The sequence below is a fragment of the Polaribacter filamentus genome (assembly GCF_002943715.1).
Classification (GTDB): Bacteria; Bacteroidota; Bacteroidia; order Flavobacteriales; family Flavobacteriaceae; genus Polaribacter; species Polaribacter filamentus.
The window spans coordinates 307,213-327,648 of record NZ_MQUA01000013.1 but is presented as its reverse complement, the minus strand read 5'-3'; the positions used below and the strand labels follow the sequence as shown (position 1 = coordinate 327,648).

11 protein-coding genes are annotated in these 20,436 nt (G+C 32.6%); 5 read left to right on the top strand and 6 right to left on the bottom strand.

All coding sequences use genetic code 11. The features are described from left to right. Window positions 1–7: 7 nt before the first annotated feature. The 4 genes from BST83_RS03590 to BST83_RS03575 form a co-directional block, all read right to left on the bottom strand. Window positions 8–877 (bottom strand): pirin family protein, encoded by an 870-nt coding sequence (locus tag BST83_RS03590; RefSeq protein WP_104808612.1) that lies wholly within the window; start codon window positions 875–877, stop codon window positions 8–10. Between the two features lie 121 nt (window positions 878–998). Then, complete coding sequence (locus tag BST83_RS03585) at window positions 999–1,436, bottom strand: MarR family winged helix-turn-helix transcriptional regulator (protein ID WP_104808611.1); 438 nt, start codon at window positions 1,434–1,436, stop codon at window positions 999–1,001. Between the two features lie 135 nt (window positions 1,437–1,571). Beyond that, window positions 1,572–1,844: a glutaredoxin family protein gene (locus tag BST83_RS03580; protein ID WP_104808610.1), complete on the bottom strand. Its 273-nt coding sequence runs from the start codon at window positions 1,842–1,844 to the stop codon at window positions 1,572–1,574. 2 nt (window positions 1,845–1,846) lie between these two features. Continuing rightward, entirely contained in the window at window positions 1,847–2,380 is a 534-nt protein-coding gene (locus tag BST83_RS03575) for an NADPH-dependent FMN reductase (protein WP_104808609.1), read from the bottom strand. Between the two features lie 344 nt (window positions 2,381–2,724). Here BST83_RS03575 and BST83_RS03570 point away from each other — a divergent pair, with 344 nt between their 5' ends. Together BST83_RS03570 and BST83_RS03565 are read left to right on the top strand one after the other, a co-directional pair. Continuing rightward, window positions 2,725–8,223 (top strand): FIDD domain-containing protein, encoded by a 5,499-nt coding sequence (locus BST83_RS03570; RefSeq protein WP_104808608.1) that lies wholly within the window; start codon window positions 2,725–2,727, stop codon window positions 8,221–8,223. A 45-nt stretch (window positions 8,224–8,268) separates the two neighbouring features. Then, the gene (locus tag BST83_RS03565; protein WP_104808607.1) at window positions 8,269–13,524 is read left to right on the top strand and encodes an FIDD domain-containing protein; all 5,256 of its coding nucleotides are present in this window, start codon (window positions 8,269–8,271) and stop codon (window positions 13,522–13,524) included. Between the two features lie 66 nt (window positions 13,525–13,590). Here BST83_RS03565 and BST83_RS03560 read toward each other — a convergent pair whose 3' ends face one another. Further along, window positions 13,591–15,222, bottom strand: a complete 1,632-nt coding sequence (locus tag BST83_RS03560) for an isocitrate lyase (RefSeq protein ID WP_104808606.1) — start codon at window positions 15,220–15,222, stop codon at window positions 13,591–13,593. A gap of 83 nt (window positions 15,223–15,305) precedes the next feature. Next, window positions 15,306–16,901, bottom strand: coding sequence for a malate synthase A (gene aceB, locus BST83_RS03555; protein WP_104808605.1), 1,596 nt, complete (start codon window positions 16,899–16,901; stop codon window positions 15,306–15,308). A 127-nt stretch (window positions 16,902–17,028) separates the two neighbouring features. Here aceB and BST83_RS03550 point away from each other — a divergent pair, with 127 nt between their 5' ends. The 3 genes from BST83_RS03550 to BST83_RS03540 are packed head-to-tail and all read left to right on the top strand — an operon-like array spanning window position 17,029 to window position 20,408. Further along, a complete protein-coding gene (locus BST83_RS03550) occupies window positions 17,029–18,513 on the top strand; it encodes a helix-turn-helix domain-containing protein (protein ID WP_170062727.1) in 1,485 nt (494 codons plus the stop codon). Between the two features lie 37 nt (window positions 18,514–18,550). Next, window positions 18,551–20,179, top strand: a complete 1,629-nt coding sequence (locus BST83_RS03545) for an acyl-CoA carboxylase subunit beta (RefSeq protein ID WP_104808604.1) — start codon at window positions 18,551–18,553, stop codon at window positions 20,177–20,179. A gap of 16 nt (window positions 20,180–20,195) precedes the next feature. Then, window positions 20,196–20,408, top strand: coding sequence for a hypothetical protein (locus BST83_RS03540; RefSeq protein ID WP_104808603.1), 213 nt, complete (start codon window positions 20,196–20,198; stop codon window positions 20,406–20,408). The last annotated feature ends 28 nt before the right edge of the window (window positions 20,409–20,436 follow it).

The window sequence follows — 20,436 nt, the reverse complement described above, 5'->3', positions numbered from 1 at the left end:
CCAAATATTAATATAAATAACCCATTTTTCCTTGCTGAAAATCGCGCATTGCTTCTAAAATTTCAGTTTGCGTATTCATTACATAAGGTCCATATTGTGTAATTTTTTCTTTAATCGGCTCTCCTGATAAAATTAAAATAGTACTTTGTTTTTTTGCTTCAAATTGGATGATAGTTCCGTCTTGATGAAAAGTTATCATTTGATTTTCTCCCTTCTTTAAAACACCCGAATTATTTATCAAAATTTCACCGTCTAATAAGTAGATTAAAGATTGATGATTTTCTGGGATTTCAATTTCTAACTTTCCGTTTTCATCAGCATTTGCCGTAAAAACATTCACTTCTGTTTGGGTTTTAATCAATCCAGATTGTTCTAATTGATTTCCTGCGATAATATTTAATTGCACTTTTTTATCCTCAGAAAAGAGTTTCGGAATTTGATTTTCTTCTAAATGCTGATAATTAGGCGTCATCATTTTATCTTTTGCAGGCAAATTTAACCACAACTGGATTCCTTCTAAATCGCCACCTTTTTTCACAAACTGCTTGGTTGGTGCTTCTGCGTGAATTATTCCACGCCCAGCCGTTGTCCATTGAACGCCGCCAGCTTTTACCACCATTTCATTTCCCAAAGAATCTCTATGTAATTGTTCGCCTTTGAACAATAATGTTATGGGCTCAAAACCTCTGTGAGGATGCGGACCTAAGTCAAAAGGATTAGAAAATTCACTTATTGCATAAGGTCCATAATGATGCAATAGCAAAAACGGATCTACATTTTCAATTCCGTCTGCTGGCAAAGGTTGACGCAATTTTATTGGTCCCATATTTACCAATGGACTTGGAACTTTATGTTGTATTGATTTTAGTTTTTTCATAATTTTTATTGCTAGTTGTTACGAATGTAATTCCGCTCAAAAATCGAAATAACTCGAACTGATATTTCAGTTAATTATTTTCCTAAAATTATAAGTTGAGGAAAATGTTTTCCGAAATTTTTTATCTAATTTTATCCAATAGATTACTTAGAATAGCTGCTTCTTCCTCTGATAAATTGTCTAAAAAAGATACGTTTTTTATATTGTCAATCATTGATAATAAATCTAAACCTACCTCCGAAATTTTAACATATACTACTCTTCTATCATGTTCGCAACGTTCTCTTTCAATTAGATTTTTATCACATAATTTATCCATTAAGCGAGTTGCATTTGGTGCTCTTTCAATCATTCTATCTTTTACAATTTGCACCTTAATTTGATCTTTTGAACCGCGTAAAATCCTTAAAATATTATATTGTTGAGGCGAAATTCCGTAAGGTTTAAAAAACTCATTTTCTCTACTACTCAACCAATTTGAAGTATACTTTATATTGATTAGTGCTTTTACTTTGTTGCTAGTAAATTTCGATTTTATGTCTTTAGATATATCTCCCATGTTTTAGTGTTTAGTACAGAGTAATCAATACTTAGTACTGGATGCGCAGCATTATTTAGTAATCAGTACTCTAAAAATTTGGTTTGGTAAAAACAATGTTTTACTCAATTTGTTTCTTGTTTTTCTTGTCTATTGTCACTTGTCTCTAAAATCAAAAATCCATGCCCTTAATCTTAAATCTTGCATTATTTTATTAAATTCATCCGTTGTAGGAGTTAAATAAATTTTATCATCCACAAATAAAGTTGGGAATTTAACAACACCATCATACAACTCTTTGCTATGTTCTCTTGCTTCTGAATCTTTGGAAACGTCTTTATAAATATAGGGCACATCCGTAGAATTTAGAAAATTTTTAAAGGCAACCGTATAAGCATGACCTTGTTTACCGTACAAAACTATTTTCATTTCTATTGATTTAAAAAATTCTCAAATTTATGTATATTGTCTTTTAATGAAGCTAATAATTCTTTATTTACAATCTTATCGGCTATAAAGTTATCGTTAAAACTGGGTAATGAAAAAGTAATTAACTCTTTTGCCCCCATTCTAGAAAACTTTTGCTCGCCAGCCGCCAATACAAATTGACCTCCCATTTTTCCTGGTGAAGTAGCCATTAATAAAAGTGGCTTGTCTCTAAAAACATTCAAGTGAATTCTTGAAGTCCAATCATATATGTTTTTAAAAGCTGCGGCATAAGAACCATTGTGTTCTGCTAACGAAAGTATAAAGCCGTCATAGTTATCTAACAAAGAAGTAAACTTTTTTACATCTTCTGGAAATCCGTTTTTTTCTTCGTCAAAACTATATATTGGGACATTAAAATCTCTTAAATCAATTACATCAAAAGAATTATTTTTTAAATTTTTTGCAGCAAAGGTTGCTAATTTTTTATTGATGGATGTTGAGCTTGTACTTCCTGAAAATGCTAGTACTTTTTTCATAATTAATTTAGTTTGTTATAAGTTATATATGACGTAATTCGTAGGATTACGGCAAAAATTGAAACCAAAGCCCATCCTAATGAATAATTTAAAATTCAAACAAAGTTACAAAAATAAAATTTATTTACCAAGGAAAATAAATCCAAGGAGATATTTAAGAAAGCAACTTAATAGAAGCTAATATTTGCTGATTTTTTTTAATTAAAAGAAATATTCCTATACTTATTTGTAGGTATTAAATCATTTCTGCTACAGATATTCCGAGTAAATGTTTTATTATTTGATTTAATAATTATTTTCTGGTTATTTTTACACATTATATTTATCCTTTTACAACACATTTTATGTTAAAAAATACTTTATATTATTTTCTACTATTCTTAATTAGTATACTTACTTTTCAAGATATAAATGCTCAGTTAAGCAAAAAACATTATTTACCACCAATTACGAGTGATGATCCTATAGAAAATCAATATATCTATATTTCTACTCCTAAAAATAAAAATGTTGCTTTTAAAATAACGCCAATTGGAAGGCCTTTATCAGAAGAAATAAAAGGAACGGTTTCAAACTCCAACCCCTTTATAACTAACTCCTATGATGTCGGAAACCAATTATTTCAAGAATCAAGTCAAACCGCAACAATTATGACATCCAAAGGTTATATTATTGAAGCTGATGATCTTGTATATGTTTCCATTAGAATGGTATCCTCAAACAGATTCCAAGCTGCGGCAATCGTAAGTAAGGGAAATTCTGCTCTAGGAACCGATTTTAGAATGGGAGGATTTTGGAGCTCTTCACCAAAAGAGGGATTTTTAAATTTTATATCTGTAATGGCTACAGAAGACGACACAAATATTACTTTTGATGATTTTACTCCGGGAATAAGAATTAATAATTATTCTGGATCAATCCCTTTTTCAAGAATTTTAAACAAAGGAGAAAGTTTTATTGTTTCTGTTTCTTTTGATGCAGGAGGAAATCCAGATGATTTAATAGGTACTTTAGTACACTCCGAAAAACCTATAGTTGTAAACTCTGGTTCTGCAACCGGTAGTTTTTTTGAAGGCAGCAACAATAGAGATTTTGGAATAGATCAAATTGTTGACTCAAAAAAAATAGGAACTGAATATATATTTGTTCGAGGTGAAGGAGAAGATGGATGGGAAAATGTACTTATTATCGCTCATGAAGATAATACCGAAATAAAAGTTGGTGGTACCGCTGTTATAACTATAAACAAAGGAAAATTCCATGTAATAGAAGGAGGATTTTACAATGCAAATGGTAACATGTATGTAGAAACCTCTAAACCAGCCTTTGCGTATCAAGGTGTTGGTTTTGGGGATAACGCTGCTAACCAAGGATTATTTTTTGTACCTCCTTTAAACTGTGAAAGCAAAGGAAATGTGAATAATATCGCATCAATAGACCAAATTGGTAGTGATACATTTGACGGCGGAGTAACAATTGTGACAAATACCGGAGCTACGGTAACAATCAACGGGCTACCAACTTCTTCTTTTATTTCAACCGGACCAAGTCTTGTTAACGGAAATCCAAATTATGTAACGTATAAAGTTACCGGGCTAAAAGGAGATATAAGCGTAGAAAGCAGTGAAGAATTATATTGTGCTTATTTTAATCAAAATGGCGCTGCAACTTCTGGTAGTTTTTATTCCGGATTTCCTTCTGCCCCAGAAATTAATTTTAATACCACCGTTTCCTCTTTAGGAAACTGTATACCAAACGTTACTTTACAAGCCGCAAACACAGAATTGTTTGACGGAGGCGTAAAATGGTATTATTATAATGAAACGACTTCTGATTGGGAAGAAAGAAGTTCTGATTCTAGCTACAAACCAATAGCTTCTGAACCAGGTAGTTATAAATTAATTGGTATTATAGATTGTACAGGAGCAACTTTCGAATCCTCAGAAATTCCTGTAAGTCTTTGTCCTGATGATTTTGATGGCGATTTAATTATAGACAATTTAGATATTGACATTGATAATGATGGGATTTTAAATTGTGATGAATCTTTTGGAAACGCAACTTTAAATCTTTCAAACACAAGTTCACCTAGTATTCTTTTTCAGGACAACACCACAAATTCAACAATTATTTCAAGTTCTTTTTCTGAAACAAATTCTGCCGGAACTCCAAACACTTTAACAGGGGAAAATTCTGGTAATTTTGTTTCAACCATAAACGCAGGAGATATTTCTAACTTAAATTATAAACTCGATTTCAATCAAAATATCAATTTTAAATTTACGCAGAACAGAGCTTTTGATCATGTAATTTCCGAAGGTGAATTTTTTATCCTAAAAATTGGTCCAAATTCTAAAAACATTACACTTTTAGATCCTGATGATCAACTTTTAATTGATACAAATTTTGATGGCGTATTTGAAGAAGAAATTACAAATATTTCTGCATCAGAAATCTGGTTTCAATATAAATCTAATACTTCAGGAGCTGCAAGTACTTTCGAGTTTTTAGCAAATCAAGTAAATCAAATTGATTTTACGCATCAGTCTGCAGGAATTACAACAAACTCAACCTTTAGCGGAAATATTCAATTAACTTGTTTTTCTTTGGATTCTGATGGAGACGGAATTGAAAACATGTTTGATTTAGATTCTGATAATGACGGAATTCCGGATATTTCAGAAGCTTCCTCTCCAAAAATTTTACTTTCAAATACAGATACAAATCAGGATGGATTAGATGATATTTTTAACGGAATTACAACAAATATTGACACAGATAAAGATGGTGTTCCAAATTATTTAGATGTAGATTCTGACAATGATGGAATTTTTGATTTAGTAGAAGCGGGCCATAATTTAGCGGATGCAAATAATGATGGAATTATTGATAGCGCAAACGCAACTTCGGTAGGTATTAACGGTGTAGTTGACACTTTAGAAACAACCGCTGATAATGCAATTCTTAATTACACAATTGCCGATACAGATGCAGATAATATTTTAAATTTCTTAGAATTAGACGCAGATAATGATGCTTGTTTTGACACGAAAGAAGCAGGTTTTACAGACGCTAACAACGACGGAATTATTGATGCAAGCCCCTTTCAAGTAAACGCAAACGGAAAAGTACTAAACACTACAAATGGCTATACAAACCCTAATTTATACTATATAACAAGCGCTCCAATACTCATTACAAATTTTGAAGATGTAATTTTTTGTGAAGATTCTACAGACACCATTACAATAGAAACAACTGCAGATAGTTTTCAATGGTGGGTTTCTGTTGATGGTTCAACTTGGAACATCATTTCAAATGATGCGATTTATAACGGAAGCACAACAAATTATTTAACAATCACAAATACACCTTTAACTTACAATAACAATAAATACCGAATTGTTTTAGGTAGAACAGGAAATGCTTGCGCAGTAACTTCAAATGAAATTACATTAACTGTAAATCCTTTGCCCATCGTCACAGCCATTGTAGAATTAAAACAATGTGACGATGATTTAGACAGAATATCAACAGTGAATTTAACAGAGGCAGAAATTAGTATTTCAGCAAATTATCAAACCGAAACATTCACCTATTTTGCAACTCAAGCTGATGCCATTGTTGGTTCACCTGAAGTAACAGACAAATTACGCTATCCTGTAAATCAAATTGGTGAAGCTTGGGTTAGAACTATTTCTACTGAAGGTTGTTATCGAATTTCAAAAATTAACTTACAGGTTGAAGCGGCTTCAGACGTTGCTTACGACAAAGAATTTGACGCTGTTTGCGATGATTTTTTACAAGCTGATGGTACAAACGGACCTTTAAATGATGATACTGACGGAATTACTAATTTTGATTTTAGTGCCGCTGAATCAGAAATTTTAGTGTTTTTCCCACCTGCTTTAAGACCCGATTTAGAAGTATCTTATTATGAAACCAAAGAAGACAGAACTGCTGTAATCAATAAAATAACAGATATTTCAAACTACAGAAATATTGAGTATCCCTCTGACATTACAAGACAAACTATTTATTTTAAAATCACAAATAAAAACAACAACGATTGCAGTGGAACAGGGGAATTATATTTAAAAACAAATACGGTTCCTGTAGCAAATTCAGTTGATGATTTAGAATTTTGTGATGATGCAAATGATGGTGATCGCACAAACGGATTTGTACAGAGTTTCGATTTAGAAAGTCAAAATAACATAATTTTAGGCAATCAAAATAGCTCAGATTTCACAGTTACTTATCACCTTTCTGACACTGATGCAAATTCAGGAAATGCTCCTCTTTCCTCTCCTTACACAAATACCAATCGTGACTTACAAACCATTTACGTAAGAGTTACAAATAACACAACAGGCTGTTTTACAGACCACACTGCTTTTAATTTAATTGTACATCCTTCACCAATTGCAAATTTCGTAGAAGATTTAGAAGTTTGTGATGATAATTCTGATGGCTCTGCTAGAAACGGATTTTCTAAAACTATCGATTTAGAAAGTCAGACTGCCGGAATCTTAGAAACACAAGACAACACTATTTACAAGGTTACTTATCATCGTAATTTAATTGAAGCACAAAATGGTGCAAATCCTTTAAATTCACCCTTTAGTAACACAACAGCAAACAGACAAACTATTTATGTTCGCGTTTTTAATGCTGATACGCAATGTGCAAACGGAATTTCTAATTTTGATGTGATTATAAATCCAGAACCAACTTTCGAAACGATTTCTAATCTTTCTGAATGTGATAATAATGATGATTTTGATGATGCAAACGGCATAATTCAAACCATTGATTTAGACGGGAAAATTGCTGAAATTTTAGGAACCTCTCAAGATCCTGATGATTTTAATGTAACTTTTCATTCATCTAAAGCAAATGCAACTTCTGGAAATTCTGCAATCTCATCACCTTATGAAAATTTATTTGCAACAGAAACCATTTTTGTGCGCATTCAAAACAAAAGAACAGGCTGTGTAAATGATGATGCATTTTTTGATGTCATCGTAAATCTTTTGCCAGATTTTACCGTGACAACTCCGCAAATTTTATGTTTAAATAATATGCCTTTAAATATTAAAGTAGAAAATCCGCGAGGTGTTTATACTTATGAATGGAAAAATACAAATGGAACAACTTTAAACACTGTTTCTGCGGACAATATTAATATTACTGTTAAAGGAACTTATACGGTTACGGCAACCACTACAAATGGAACATCATGCTCTAGAACAGAAACAATTGTTATCAACGAATCTAATATTGCAATTTTAGACATCAGTTTTATAACCATCGTTGATGAAACTAACAATATTGGCAGTCAAAATAATTTATCAATCTCTATTGACATTCTTAGTAACGATTTAGGACCAGGCGACTACCAATTCGCAATTATAAATATGGATGAGAACACAAGAACTCCTTTTGCTGGTTTCCAAGACGAACCTCTTTTTGAAAACTTAGAAGGCGGAATTTATAAAATACTTGTAAACGACAAAAACGGATGTTCGCCAGATACAACGTTACTAGTTTCTGTAATTCAGTTTCCAAAATTCTTTACACCAAATGCGGATGGAGACAATGACTATTGGGTTGTAAAAGGTGCCAACAAAACTTTTTACCCTAATAGCAGTATCAACATATTTAACCGATACGGAAAACTGGTCGCTCAAATAGCAATTGATGGCCAAGGTTGGGACGGAACTTATGGAGGAAAAAGACTTTCTTCTGATGATTATTGGTATAATATTACGCTAATTCCTGCGGATACCGCAAAACCAACCATCAGCAAAAAAGGAAATTTCTCTTTACTCAGGAAGTAACTATTTTACAAATAAAACTTTATATTCGCCTTTAGAAATTTATTTATGAAAAAAAATATTCTCCTATTATTTTTGCTTAATTCGATTTTTATATATTCTCAGAATGATTGTTCAGACGCATTAATAGTTTGCGGAAATAGTGGATATCAAGATTTAACCGCTACAGGTGTTGGAATACAAGAATTAAGTGGTTCAAATACATGTGGTAGTCAGGAAAATAATAGCTTATGGTTTAGAATAAGTATAAATACAGGAGGTACATTAGGTTTTATACTTACTCCTACTTTTGCTGACGGATCAACAAATACAGATTTAGTAATAGATTTTGATTTTTTTGTTTTTGGTCCTAATGTAGACTGTGGAGATATAGGCCAAGCCATTCGCTGCTCAACTACAAATCCACAAGCTTCTGTAGCTACCAGTAATTTAACCGGTATGAACAGTACCGAACAGGATACTTCTGAAGGGCCAGGAACATTAGGAAATAACTTTGTTCGTGAGTTAGACGTTATTGCTGATGATTCTTATTTTATCGTTATTGATAGACCCGTAGGCACTAGTAATTTTAAAATTGACTGGACAGGAACAGCCACCTTTAACGATCCTCCAAGCGCGACTCCTCTAACAACAGGAGAATCCTATGACTTATTATTATGTGATTCTGACGGGGTAAAAGATAACAGAACTACTTTTGATTTAACCTCAAATGAAAATTCTATTTTAAACGGACAACCAAATACCTCTATAAGCTATCATACAAGTAATAACGATGCACTCACAAATAGCAGCCCAATTCCTAATCCTTTAAATTATGAAAATACCGCAGCTCCACAAAATATATTTATCAGACTTACAGACACAAATACACTTTGTTTTACAACTACTAAATTTAATATAAATGCATACACAACTCCAGAAATTGATTTACAACCTGACAACTTAATTATTGAGGATCCTGATAATAATGGTAGCGAAATAGTTGATTTGACAGTTCAGGATGCCAGTATTTTAGGCGCTCAAGATATTTCTGAATTTGAAATCATGTATGCGACAGATATTACTTTTAACACAATCATTACAGATCCTTTAAACCATACAAGTGCTGTAAGTCTCGAAACTATCTATTTTAGAATTGTTAATCAAAATAATATTACTTGTTTTTCTCAAGGTTCTTTTACGGTTACCCTAGTAAACAATCAACCCCCAGAACTTACTGCTAATAACAGAGTCGCATATTGCCCTTTGAGTCAGGTCAATATAGCACCAAACTTCACTATTTCAGATCCTGACGACGCAGGTATTGATGCATTTTTTATTCAAATTTCTTCGGGATATAATATAGCAACTGATCAGCTAATATTAACAGGAACGCACCCTACGATAAACACCTCGTGGAATACCAATGAAGGCAAATTAACATTAACACCAATAGGGCCAAATCAAATCTCACATACAGACTTGGAAATAGCTGTAAGAGATCTAATTTTTGAAAGCACAAATGCAGATATTAGTTCAGATCGATTTTTTTCTTTTACAATTGGAGATGCCAACTACCTCCCTTTAACAGGACATTTTTATGTTTTTGTAGAAAATATTAATATCTCTTGGTCTCAAGCTAAGATTTTAGCAGAGGCATCAAATTACTATGGTCTTCAGGGGTATTTAGCAACAATTTTATCTACCGAAGAAAGTCAAATCGCTGCTGAGCAAATATCAGGTGCTGGTTGGATTGGTGGTAGTGATGAAGATCAAGAAAGTGTTTGGAAATGGGTTACCGGTCCTGAGGCTGGAACTATCTTCTGGAATGGTACTTTTACTGGATCAGCACCAATTGATCAAACAACTGGATTACCAATGTATTCAAATTGGAATACTGAAGAGCCTAATCAAGCAGGAAATGAAGATTATGCACATATAACTGACGATTCTATAGGTATTGAAGGTTCTTGGAATGATTTACCTGACACAGGTGGTGGTGGACCATATCAAGCAAAAGGATATATCGTTGAATACGGAGGTATGCCTGGGGATCCCGTTTTACAGATTTCTGCAAGTACAAGTATCTATATACCTAAAGTATTAACAATAAGTGCCGACATAGATTTATGTACTGGCACTTCTGTGAATTTAATAGCTACAGTAACCGAAGGTACTATTTTTTGGTATGACGCTTTAGGTAATCTCGTAAATGTGGGAAACTCATTTACAACACCAGTACTAAACAGCTCAATAACCTACTATGCAACAGCTTCACCAGAAGGGTGTTCAATATCCGACAAATTAGCGGTGGTAGTTACGGTATATGCGTTACCCGTTGCAAATAAACCGGATAACATAGAGAGATGTGACGATGACGGAAATGGATTTAGCACATTTGATTTTGATACGGACAGTACTCCTAAAATACTAAACGGACAACCTGATGCAGATTTTGAAGTATTGTATTTTAACAGTTTAGAAGAAGCTCAGAAAAATATTCCTGACACAAATATTGACAGTCCTTATGAAAACAAGGATGCTTTTACGTTAGAAACAATATATGCTAGAATTCAAAATACAAACAACACAACTTGTTTTGATATTACCTCATTTACTTTAGCCGTTTTTGATTTACCCATACCTATTCAGCCAGAATCTTACAGGATTTGTGACAATGAAGAAAGCGGAAGTGATACAGATGCAATTATAAATACGTTTTTATTACATACTAGAGATTCTGAAATTCTAGGAGCTTTAGATCCAAATCAATACAATATTAGTTATCATACCTCTCAAAATGGGGCAGAAACAAATGATTCTTCAACCGCAATTGATAAAGATGCTGATCATTCCGTTACAAATACTCAAACTGTATTTATAAGAGTAGCAAACAAAGACAATTCAGCTTGTGACGATGCCTCTAAAACCCTCGATCTAATAGTAGACTCTTTACCCGAAGTAACGGATGTAGTAAACTTATTACAATGTGACGATGATTTAGACAGAATATCAACAGTGAATTTAACAGAGGCAGAAATTAGTATTTCAGCAAATTATCAAACCGAAACATTCACCTATTTTGCAACTCAAGCTGATGCCATTGTTGGTTCACCTGAAGTAACAGACAAATTACGCTATCCTGTAAATCAAATTGGTGAAGCTTGGGTTAGAACTATTTCTACTGAAGGTTGTTATCGAATTTCAAAAATTAACTTACAGGTTGAAGCGGCTTCAGACGTTGCTTACGACAAAGAATTTGACGCTGTTTGCGATGATTTTTTACAAGCTGATGGTACAAACGGACCTTTAAATGATGATACTGACGGAATTACTAATTTTGATTTTAGTGCCGCTGAATCAGAAATTTTAGTGTTTTTCCCACCTGCTTTAAGACCCGATTTAGAAGTATCTTATTATGAAACCAAAGAAGACAGAACTGCTGTAATCAATAAAATAACAGATATTTCAAACTACAGAAATATTGAGTATCCCTCTGACATTACAAGACAAACTATTTATTTTAAAATCACAAATAAAAACAACAACGATTGCAGTGGAACAGGGGAATTATATTTAAAAACAAATACGGTTCCTGTAGCAAATTCAGTTGATGATTTAGAATTTTGTGATGATGCAAATGATGGTGATCGCACAAACGGATTTGTACAGAGTTTCGATTTAGAAAGTCAAAATAACATAATTTTAGGCAATCAAAATAGCTCAGATTTCACAGTTACTTATCACCTTTCTGACACTGATGCAAATTCAGGAAATGCTCCTCTTTCCTCTCCTTACACAAATACCAATCGTGACTTACAAACCATTTACGTAAGAGTTACAAATAACACAACAGGCTGTTTTACAGACCACACTGCTTTTAATTTAATTGTACATCCTTCACCAATTGCAAATTTCGTAGAAGATTTAGAAGTTTGTGATGATAATTCTGATGGCTCTGCTAGAAACGGATTTTCTAAAACTATCGATTTAGAAAGTCAGACTGCCGGAATCTTAGAAACACAAGACAACACTATTTACAAGGTTACTTATCATCGTAATTTAATTGAAGCACAAAATGGTGCAAATCCTTTAAATTCACCCTTTAGTAACACAACAGCAAACAGACAAACTATTTATGTTCGCGTTTTTAATGCTGATACGCAATGTGCAAACGGAATTTCTAATTTTGATGTGATTATAAATCCAGAACCAACTTTCGAAACGATTTCTAATCTTTCTGAATGTGATAATAATGATGATTTTGATGATGCAAACGGCATAATTCAAACCATTGATTTAGACGGGAAAATTGCTGAAATTTTAGGAACCTCTCAAGATCCTGATGATTTTAATGTAACTTTTCATTCATCTAAAGCAAATGCAACTTCTGGAAATTCTGCAATCTCATCACCTTATGAAAATTTATTTGCAACAGAAACCATTTTTGTGCGCATTCAAAACAAAAGAACAGGCTGTGTAAATGATGATGCATTTTTTGATGTCATCGTAAATCTTTTGCCAGATTTTACCGTGACAACTCCGCAAATTTTATGTTTAAATAATATGCCTTTAAATATTAAAGTAGAAAATCCGCGAGGTGTTTATACTTATGAATGGAAAAATACAAATGGAACAACTTTAAACACTGTTTCTGCGGACAATATTAATATTACTGTTAAAGGAACTTATACGGTTACGGCAACCACTACAAATGGAACATCATGCTCTAGAACAGAAACAATTGTTATCAACGAATCTAATATTGCAATTTTAGACATCAGTTTTATAACCATCGTTGATGAAACTAACAATATTGGCAGTCAAAATAATTTATCAATCTCTATTGACATTCTTAGTAACGATTTAGGTCCTGGAGACTATCAATTTGCAATTATAAATATGGATGATAACACAAGAACTCCTTTTGCTGGTTTCCAAGACGAACCTCTTTTTGAAAACTTAGAAGGTGGAATTTACAAAATACTTGTAAACGACAAAAACGGATGTTCGCCAGATACAACGTTACTAGTTTCTGTAATTCAGTTTCCAAAATTCTTTACACCAAATGCGGATGGAGACAATGACTATTGGGTTGTAAAAGGTGCCAACAAAACTTTTTACCCTAATAGCAGTATCAACATATTTAACCGATACGGAAAACTGGTCGCTCAAATAGCAATTGACGGTCAAGGTTGGGACGGAACTTATGGAGGAAAAAGACTTTCTTCTGATGATTATTGGTATAATATTACGCTAATTCCTGCGGATACCGCAAAACCAACCATCAGCAAAAAAGGAAATTTCTCTTTAATTCGAAAATAGAAGAAAACAAAAACCTCTTTGAAATACTTCAAAGAGGTTTTAACAATTTCTAATTCAAAAAATATATTAAGCTACTTTTCCTATTTCATTTCTTACTTTTTTAGGCTCTTCAACAACTTCAAACTGATTCGAAGTATTATTTGTACCTCCTGCTTTTAACGCTTTATCCCCAGTAAAAAAAGTTTTATGATCATCGCCTAAATCAGAACCTGCCATTCTCTGGTGTTTCACACAAGCAACTCCTTTTCTAATTTCTTGTCTTTGAACTCCTTTTACATACGCTAACATTCCGTCTTCACCAAAATAACCCTCAGTCAAATCATTCATATGTAAAGCCGTTGTATGATACGTTGGCAACGTAATTAAGTGATGAAAAATACCCGCTTCTCTTGCCCCATCAATTTGAAAAGTTTTGATTTTTTGATCTGCACGAAAACCTAGTTCGGATGCATCATATTGTTGATCCATTAAATTATTTCTATCATAAGCTGTCATATTTTCTCCTTCAGCACGCATTTCTTCATAAACTTGCTGTCTAAAGTTTAACGTCCAATTAAATGAAGGCGAATTGTTATACACCAACTTCGCATTAGGCACAACTTCTTTTACTCGGTTTACCATATGTGCGATTTGCTTTACATTCGGAGTTGGTGTTTCTATCCATAATAAATCTGCTCCATTTTGTAAACTTGTAATACAATCTAACACAACTCTATCAATATTAGAACCATCTTTAAATTTATACAAACCGTTTGCTAATCTTACCGGACGAACCAATTTACCGTCTCTTTTTAATAAAACATCATCTTCTTTTGCTTCATTTATTCCTATTTCTTCCGCTTCAACGAAAGCTAAATATTGCGAAGCTAAATCTCCAGGTTCTTGACTTACCGGTAATTTTTGAGTAAGACTCGCTCCTTCTGAATCTGTTCTTGCAACAATAATTCCTTCATCAACCCCTAATTCTAAAAATGCATATCTAATTGCATTTAATTTAGAGATAAAATCTTCGTGAGGAACCGTTACCTTTCCGTCTTGATGACCACATTGTTTTGCATCAGAAACCTGATTTTCTACTTGAATTGCACAAGCGCCTGCTTGAATCATTTTTTTAGCCAATAAATAAGTAGCTTCTTCGTTTCCAAAACCTGCATCAATATCAGCAATAATTGGTACAATATGAGAATCAAAATTATCTATTTTACTTTGTACATCTTCACCTTTTTCAAGTCTTCTAAATAAATCATTTAGCTCAATTGCATCTGCCTGACGTAAGAAATCATAAATTTCTTCAATCAAAGAAGAAACTGCTGTTTTTTCGTGCATCGATTGATCTGGTAAAGGACCAAATTCCGATCGCAAAGCGGCCACCATCCATCCAGAAAGGTATAAATATCTTTTGCTGGTTGTTTTGTGGTGTTTTTTAACTGCAATCATTTTTTGTTGCGCCACAAAACCATGCCAGCAACCTAAAGATTGCGTGTAATTTGATGAATCTGCATCATATTCCTCCATGTCTTTTCTCATAATTGCAGCAGTATATTTTGCAATCTCTAAACCCGTTTTAAATCGGTTTTGAGAAACCATTCTCGCAGCACTTTCAGAATTTATAGCATCCCAAGAGGTACCATATTTTTGTTTTAAATTTCTTACAGTGTCTAAAGCTGAACTATAACTGTTTTGTGATAAATTTTTCATAATTTCGTGTTTAATTATTAAGGTTTTCTGGATTTTGATAATTTCGTCTCGTTAACTATTTCAGTAGTTGCGAGACATTTTTTTTATATATGATTGTACGCTTTTAAAGTTAAAAATTCTTGAAAATTTTTTGTTAAAACAAGTTCATCAAATAATTGTATTGCTTCCTTGAATTTGCCATTATCAAATCCAACTTGTCCCACATACTCTTTAATTTTTTCAATCTCTTGATGTTTGAATTTTTCATAAGCTGTTGTATTAAATATTTCTCCAGTATCTATTGCTACTTCCTTTTGAAGCCACAACCAAACCTGAGTTCTAGAAATTTCTGCAGTTGCTGCATCTTCCATGAGATTGTAGATTGCTGCTGCGCCATTTCCACGCAACCAACTTTCGATATACAAAATTCCTACATTGATGTTTTTACGAATACCTTCTTCAGTAATGGTTCCTTTTGGCATTTCAACCAAATCATTTACACCCACGTTTACATCACTTCTTTTTACATGAATTTGATTTTTCGTCAGCATGTTTTCATTAAAAACATTCATAGCTAAAGAAACTAATCCTGGATGCGCAACCCATGTTCCGTCATGCCCATTTTTTACTTCTTGCTCTTTATCTGCATATACTTTTGCAAACGCATTGCTATTTGCTATTTCGTCATTCTTAATCGGAATTTGAGCGGCCATTCCGCCCATTGCGTGCACATTTCTTTTATGACATCTTTGAATCACCAATAAAGAATAAGCACTCATAAAAGGCGTCCTCATAGTTACTTGATCTCTATTAGGAACCATGAAATTTGGATGATTTCTGAATTTTTTGATGTATGAAAAAATATAATCCCAACGTCCGCAATTCAATCCCGCCATATGATTTCTTAATTCATAAATAATTTCATCTAACTGAAAACTTGCCGTAATTGTTTCTACTAGAACAGTAGCTTTTATCGTATTTTGAGCAATATTTACATACTCTTGCGCAAAAACAAAAATATCATTCCATAAACGAGCTTCTAAATAATGTTCTAGTTTTGGTAAATAAAAATAGGTTGCAGAATTTTGCGCTTGTAATGTTTTGATGTTGTGGAAAAAATACAGTCCGAAATCTACCAAAGAACCAGACATTTCTTCACCGTCAACAGTAAAATGTTTTTCATTTAAATGCAAACCTCTTGGTCGTACAATTAAAGTTGCCGTATTTTTATTTAATTGATACGATTTATTCTTTTTGTCATCATGATATGAAATTGTCTTATTAATTGCATCTCTTAAATTAATTTGACCCTGTAAATTATTATAGATATTTGGAGAATTACTGTCTTCAAAATCTGCCATAAAAGTTTTTGCTCCGGAGTTTAAGGCATTGATCACCATTTTACGATCTACAGGACCCGTAATTTCTACTCTTCTATCTAATAAATCTTCTGGTAAAGGAGCACAAACCCAATCGGATTCTCTAATTTTTTTGGTCTCTTTTGGAAAAGAAGGATAATTTCCAGCGTCAAAATAAGCTTGTTCAACTTCTCTTTCTTCCAATAATTTTAATCTTCTTTGATTGAATTTTTCATGTAATTCTAACAAAAATAATTGCGCTTCATTTGTTAAAACATCCTGATAATCCAAAATCTTAAAGCCATTAAAATTGATTTCTTTTGTAATTGTATTTTCTTCCATAATTAGACTAATTTAATTTCTACACTGCAATGATATAATTAATTTTTGGACTCCACAAGCGAACGTTCGCTAAATTTATAAAAAACTTTTTTTAATTCATTCGCTATTTATTCTTATCTTTGAATATATGATGGTAGAAGACGAATACATCCGATTAATTTTTGGTTTAAAACTCAAGCAAATACGAACAGAGAAGAATCTTTCGCTATTTGGTTTGTCAAAATTATCCGGACTCTCAAAATCCTATTTAAATGAAATTGAGAAAGGAAAAAAATATCCGAAGACAGATAAAATACTATTACTTTCAGAAAGTTTAGAGGTTCCTTATGATCATTTTGTCTCATTAAAACTAGATAAAAATCTTGCACCAATTGGCGATATCTTACAGTCTAAAATACTGAAAGAAATACCTTTAGAACTATTTGGTATAAAAGAAAATAACTTAATTGATATTATTGCCAATGCGCCCGCAAAAGTAAATGCCTTTATTAGCACCATTATAAAGATTGCACAAAACTACAATCTTACAAGAGAGAGTTTCTTTTTAGCCTCTTTACGTTCTTATCAAGAAGCGCATAATAATTATTTTGAAGACATCGAAGATGATGTGGAAAAATTTGCAAAATCGTATCATTTAGATTTATCAAAAAGAATTACATCTATCAATTTAGAAGAGATATTAATTGAAGAATTTGGCTATATAATTGATGATAAAGAACTTTGTAGATATGACAATTTAGGAGAAATTAGAAACATTTACATCCCAAAAAACAAAATACTTTTAATTGATAAAAACATTTCTGAAGCTCAAAAAACATTTATTTACGCCAAAGAATTGGCGTACAATTATCTAGAAATTCAAGATAGGCTTTATACGTTTCCTTGGATAAAATTCGAGAGTTTTGATCAAGTTTTAAATAACTTTATTGCTTCTTATTTTGCTGGTGCTTTAATTATTTCTAGAAAATCTCTTATAGAAAAATTAACAAGTTTCTTTGAGTTAGAAGAATGGCAACCTTTAAAATTACATCAAATAATTAAGCATTATAATTGCTCTCAAGAAACTTTTTATCAGCGCTTAACAACTATTTTACCTAAATATTTTAACATAAAAAATTTATTTTTCTTACGATTTACACACAAAGAGAATTCACCTGAATTTAAACTCAGTAAAGAACTGCATATTACCCAACAACAATCTCCACACGCAAACAGAAATAATGAGCATTATTGCAGACGTTGGATTTCTTTAAAAACAATTCAGGATTTAGAAAACTCATCAAAAGAAAGAGCCACTTTTGGTATTCAAATTTCCTCATATGAAAATCAAAAAAATGAATATTTAGTGCTTTCATCCGCAACTCCAGATCCTTTTAAAAAGGACATTAACAGAAGTGTAAGTATTGGATTGTTGCTTTCTCCTCATTTAAAAAAGAAACTTACTTTTCTGAAAGAAAACACTTTTCAGAAAAAACTTGTTGGTGTAACATGCGAAACCTGTTCTGTGAAAAATTGCGCAGAAAGATTTGCAGAACCAACGCGTCTAGAAAGAGAAAATCAATATAAAGAAATAGCACAAACAGTTGAAAGTATTATTACTTCTTACAGTTAAAATTTCTTATTTTAGCAGATAAATACAAACATTTTTCATGGATATTAACTTCAATAGAAACGAAGATCACAATAAGTTATTAGCTTCAGATTTGCGCAGACGTTTTGCGAAAGTAAAATTAGGTGGTGGTCAAAAAAGAATTGACAGACATCATTTAAACGGCAAAATGACGGCAAGAGAACGAATTGATTACTTATTAGATCGTACTGCTAAATCGATAGAAATCGGTGCGTTTGCTGGTGAAGAAATGTATGCCGAACACGGTGGCTGTCCGTCTGGAGGTGTTGTCGTAAAAATTGGATACATTAAAAACAAACAGTGTATTGTTGTTGCAAATGATGCCACTGTAAAAGCGGGCGCATGGTTTCCTATCACCGGAAAAAAGAATTTACGTGCGCAAGAAATATCCATAGAAAACAAATTACCGATTATTTATTTAGTGGATTCTGCTGGAGTTTACTTGCCTTTGCAGGATGAAATTTTTCCTGATAAAGAACATTTTGGACGCATTTTTAGAAACAATGCTGTAATGAGCAGCATGGGCATTACGCAAATTTCTGCGGTGATGGGAAGCTGTGTTGCTGGTGGTGCTTATTTACCAATTATGAGTGATGAGGCTTTAATTGTAGACAAAACTGCAAGTATATTTTTAGCGGGAAGTTATTTAGTAAAAGCTGCCATTGGCGAAAGTATTGACAACGAAACTTTAGGTGGCGCAACTACTCATTGTGAAATATCTGGAGTTACAGATTACAAGGCAAAAGATGATAAAGATGCGCTAGATAAAATAAAATTTATTATTGATAAAATTGGCGATTATGACAAAGCCGGTTTTAGCAAAACAGAATCTTTTCCGCCAAAAGAAAAAGAAGATGATATTTTCGGAATTCTGCCAAAAGAGAGAAATGCACAATATGATATGATCGAAATTATTAAACGTTTGGTTGATAATTCTGAGTTTGAACAATATAAAGAAGGATACGGAAAAACTATTTTAACCGGTTATGCAAGAATTGATGGTTGGGCAGTTGGTATTGTTGCAAATCAACGAAAATTAGTGAAAACTCAAAAAGGAGAAATGCAATTTGGTGGTGTAATTTATAATGATTCTGCCGATAAAGCAACACGTTTTATTGCCAATTGTAATCAGAAAAAAATACCCTTAGTATTCTTACAAGATGTTACAGGTTTTATGGTTGGCTCAAAATCTGAACATGGAGGAATTATAAAAGACGGCGCAAAAATGGTAAATGCCGTGAGTAACTCCGTAGTTCCAAAATTTACGATTATAATAGGGAATTCTTATGGAGCAGGAAATTACGCAATGTGTGGTAAAGCTTATGACCCACGATTAATTGTTGCTTGGCCAAGTGCTGAATTGGCGGTTATGAGCGGAAATTCTGCTGCAAAAGTTTTACTACAAATAGAAACTGCATCGCTAAAAAAACGTGGAGAAGAAATTACTCCTGAAAAAGAAGCTGAGTTATTTGACAAAATAAAATCGCGTTACGACAAACAAATATCTCCATATTATGCAGCTGCGCGAATCTGGACAGATGCAATTATAAATCCTTTAGACACTAGAACTTGGATTTCTATGGGAATTGAAGCTGCAAACCACGCACCTATTGAGAAGAAATTTAATATGGGTATTTTGCAGGTTTAAAAAGAAAAAAAATGCTATGAAAAACATAATTTTTATCACTTTTATAACTCTCTATACCTTAACTATTTTTGCTCAGAAAAAAGAAATAAATAAAGACTCAACATTTATAGAGCTAAAATTTTATAAAGAATTTTTTAAGAACGAGAAGTTAACAGCTATAGATCCAGAAAGGATTAAAGTTAGTGATGGAGACACCTTAATACTTGTTACAAATTTTAAAAAAATTTAGAAAACAAGCTTCAAAATAAAAGAAATTT

What these genes read in the sequence shown, in the direction of transcription:
- BST83_RS03590 (WP_104808612.1), bottom strand. Translation starts at nt 877, where the DNA reads ATGAAAAAACTAAAATCAATACAACATAAAGTTCCAAGTCCATTGGTA.
- BST83_RS03585 (WP_104808611.1), bottom strand. Translation starts at nt 1,436, where the DNA reads ATGGGAGATATATCTAAAGACATAAAATCGAAATTTACTAGCAACAAA.
- BST83_RS03580 (WP_104808610.1), bottom strand. Translation starts at nt 1,844, where the DNA reads ATGAAAATAGTTTTGTACGGTAAACAAGGTCATGCTTATACGGTTGCC.
- BST83_RS03575 (WP_104808609.1), bottom strand. Translation starts at nt 2,380, where the DNA reads ATGAAAAAAGTACTAGCATTTTCAGGAAGTACAAGCTCAACATCCATC.
- BST83_RS03570 (WP_104808608.1), top strand. Translation starts at nt 2,725, where the DNA reads ATGTTAAAAAATACTTTATATTATTTTCTACTATTCTTAATTAGTATA.
- BST83_RS03565 (WP_104808607.1), top strand. Translation starts at nt 8,269, where the DNA reads ATGAAAAAAAATATTCTCCTATTATTTTTGCTTAATTCGATTTTTATA.
- BST83_RS03560 (WP_104808606.1), bottom strand. Translation starts at nt 15,222, where the DNA reads ATGAAAAATTTATCACAAAACAGTTATAGTTCAGCTTTAGACACTGTA.
- aceB (WP_104808605.1), bottom strand. Translation starts at nt 16,901, where the DNA reads ATGGAAGAAAATACAATTACAAAAGAAATCAATTTTAATGGCTTTAAG.
- BST83_RS03550 (WP_170062727.1), top strand. Translation starts at nt 17,029, where the DNA reads ATGATGGTAGAAGACGAATACATCCGATTAATTTTTGGTTTAAAACTC.
- BST83_RS03545 (WP_104808604.1), top strand. Translation starts at nt 18,551, where the DNA reads ATGGATATTAACTTCAATAGAAACGAAGATCACAATAAGTTATTAGCT.
- BST83_RS03540 (WP_104808603.1), top strand. Translation starts at nt 20,196, where the DNA reads ATGAAAAACATAATTTTTATCACTTTTATAACTCTCTATACCTTAACT.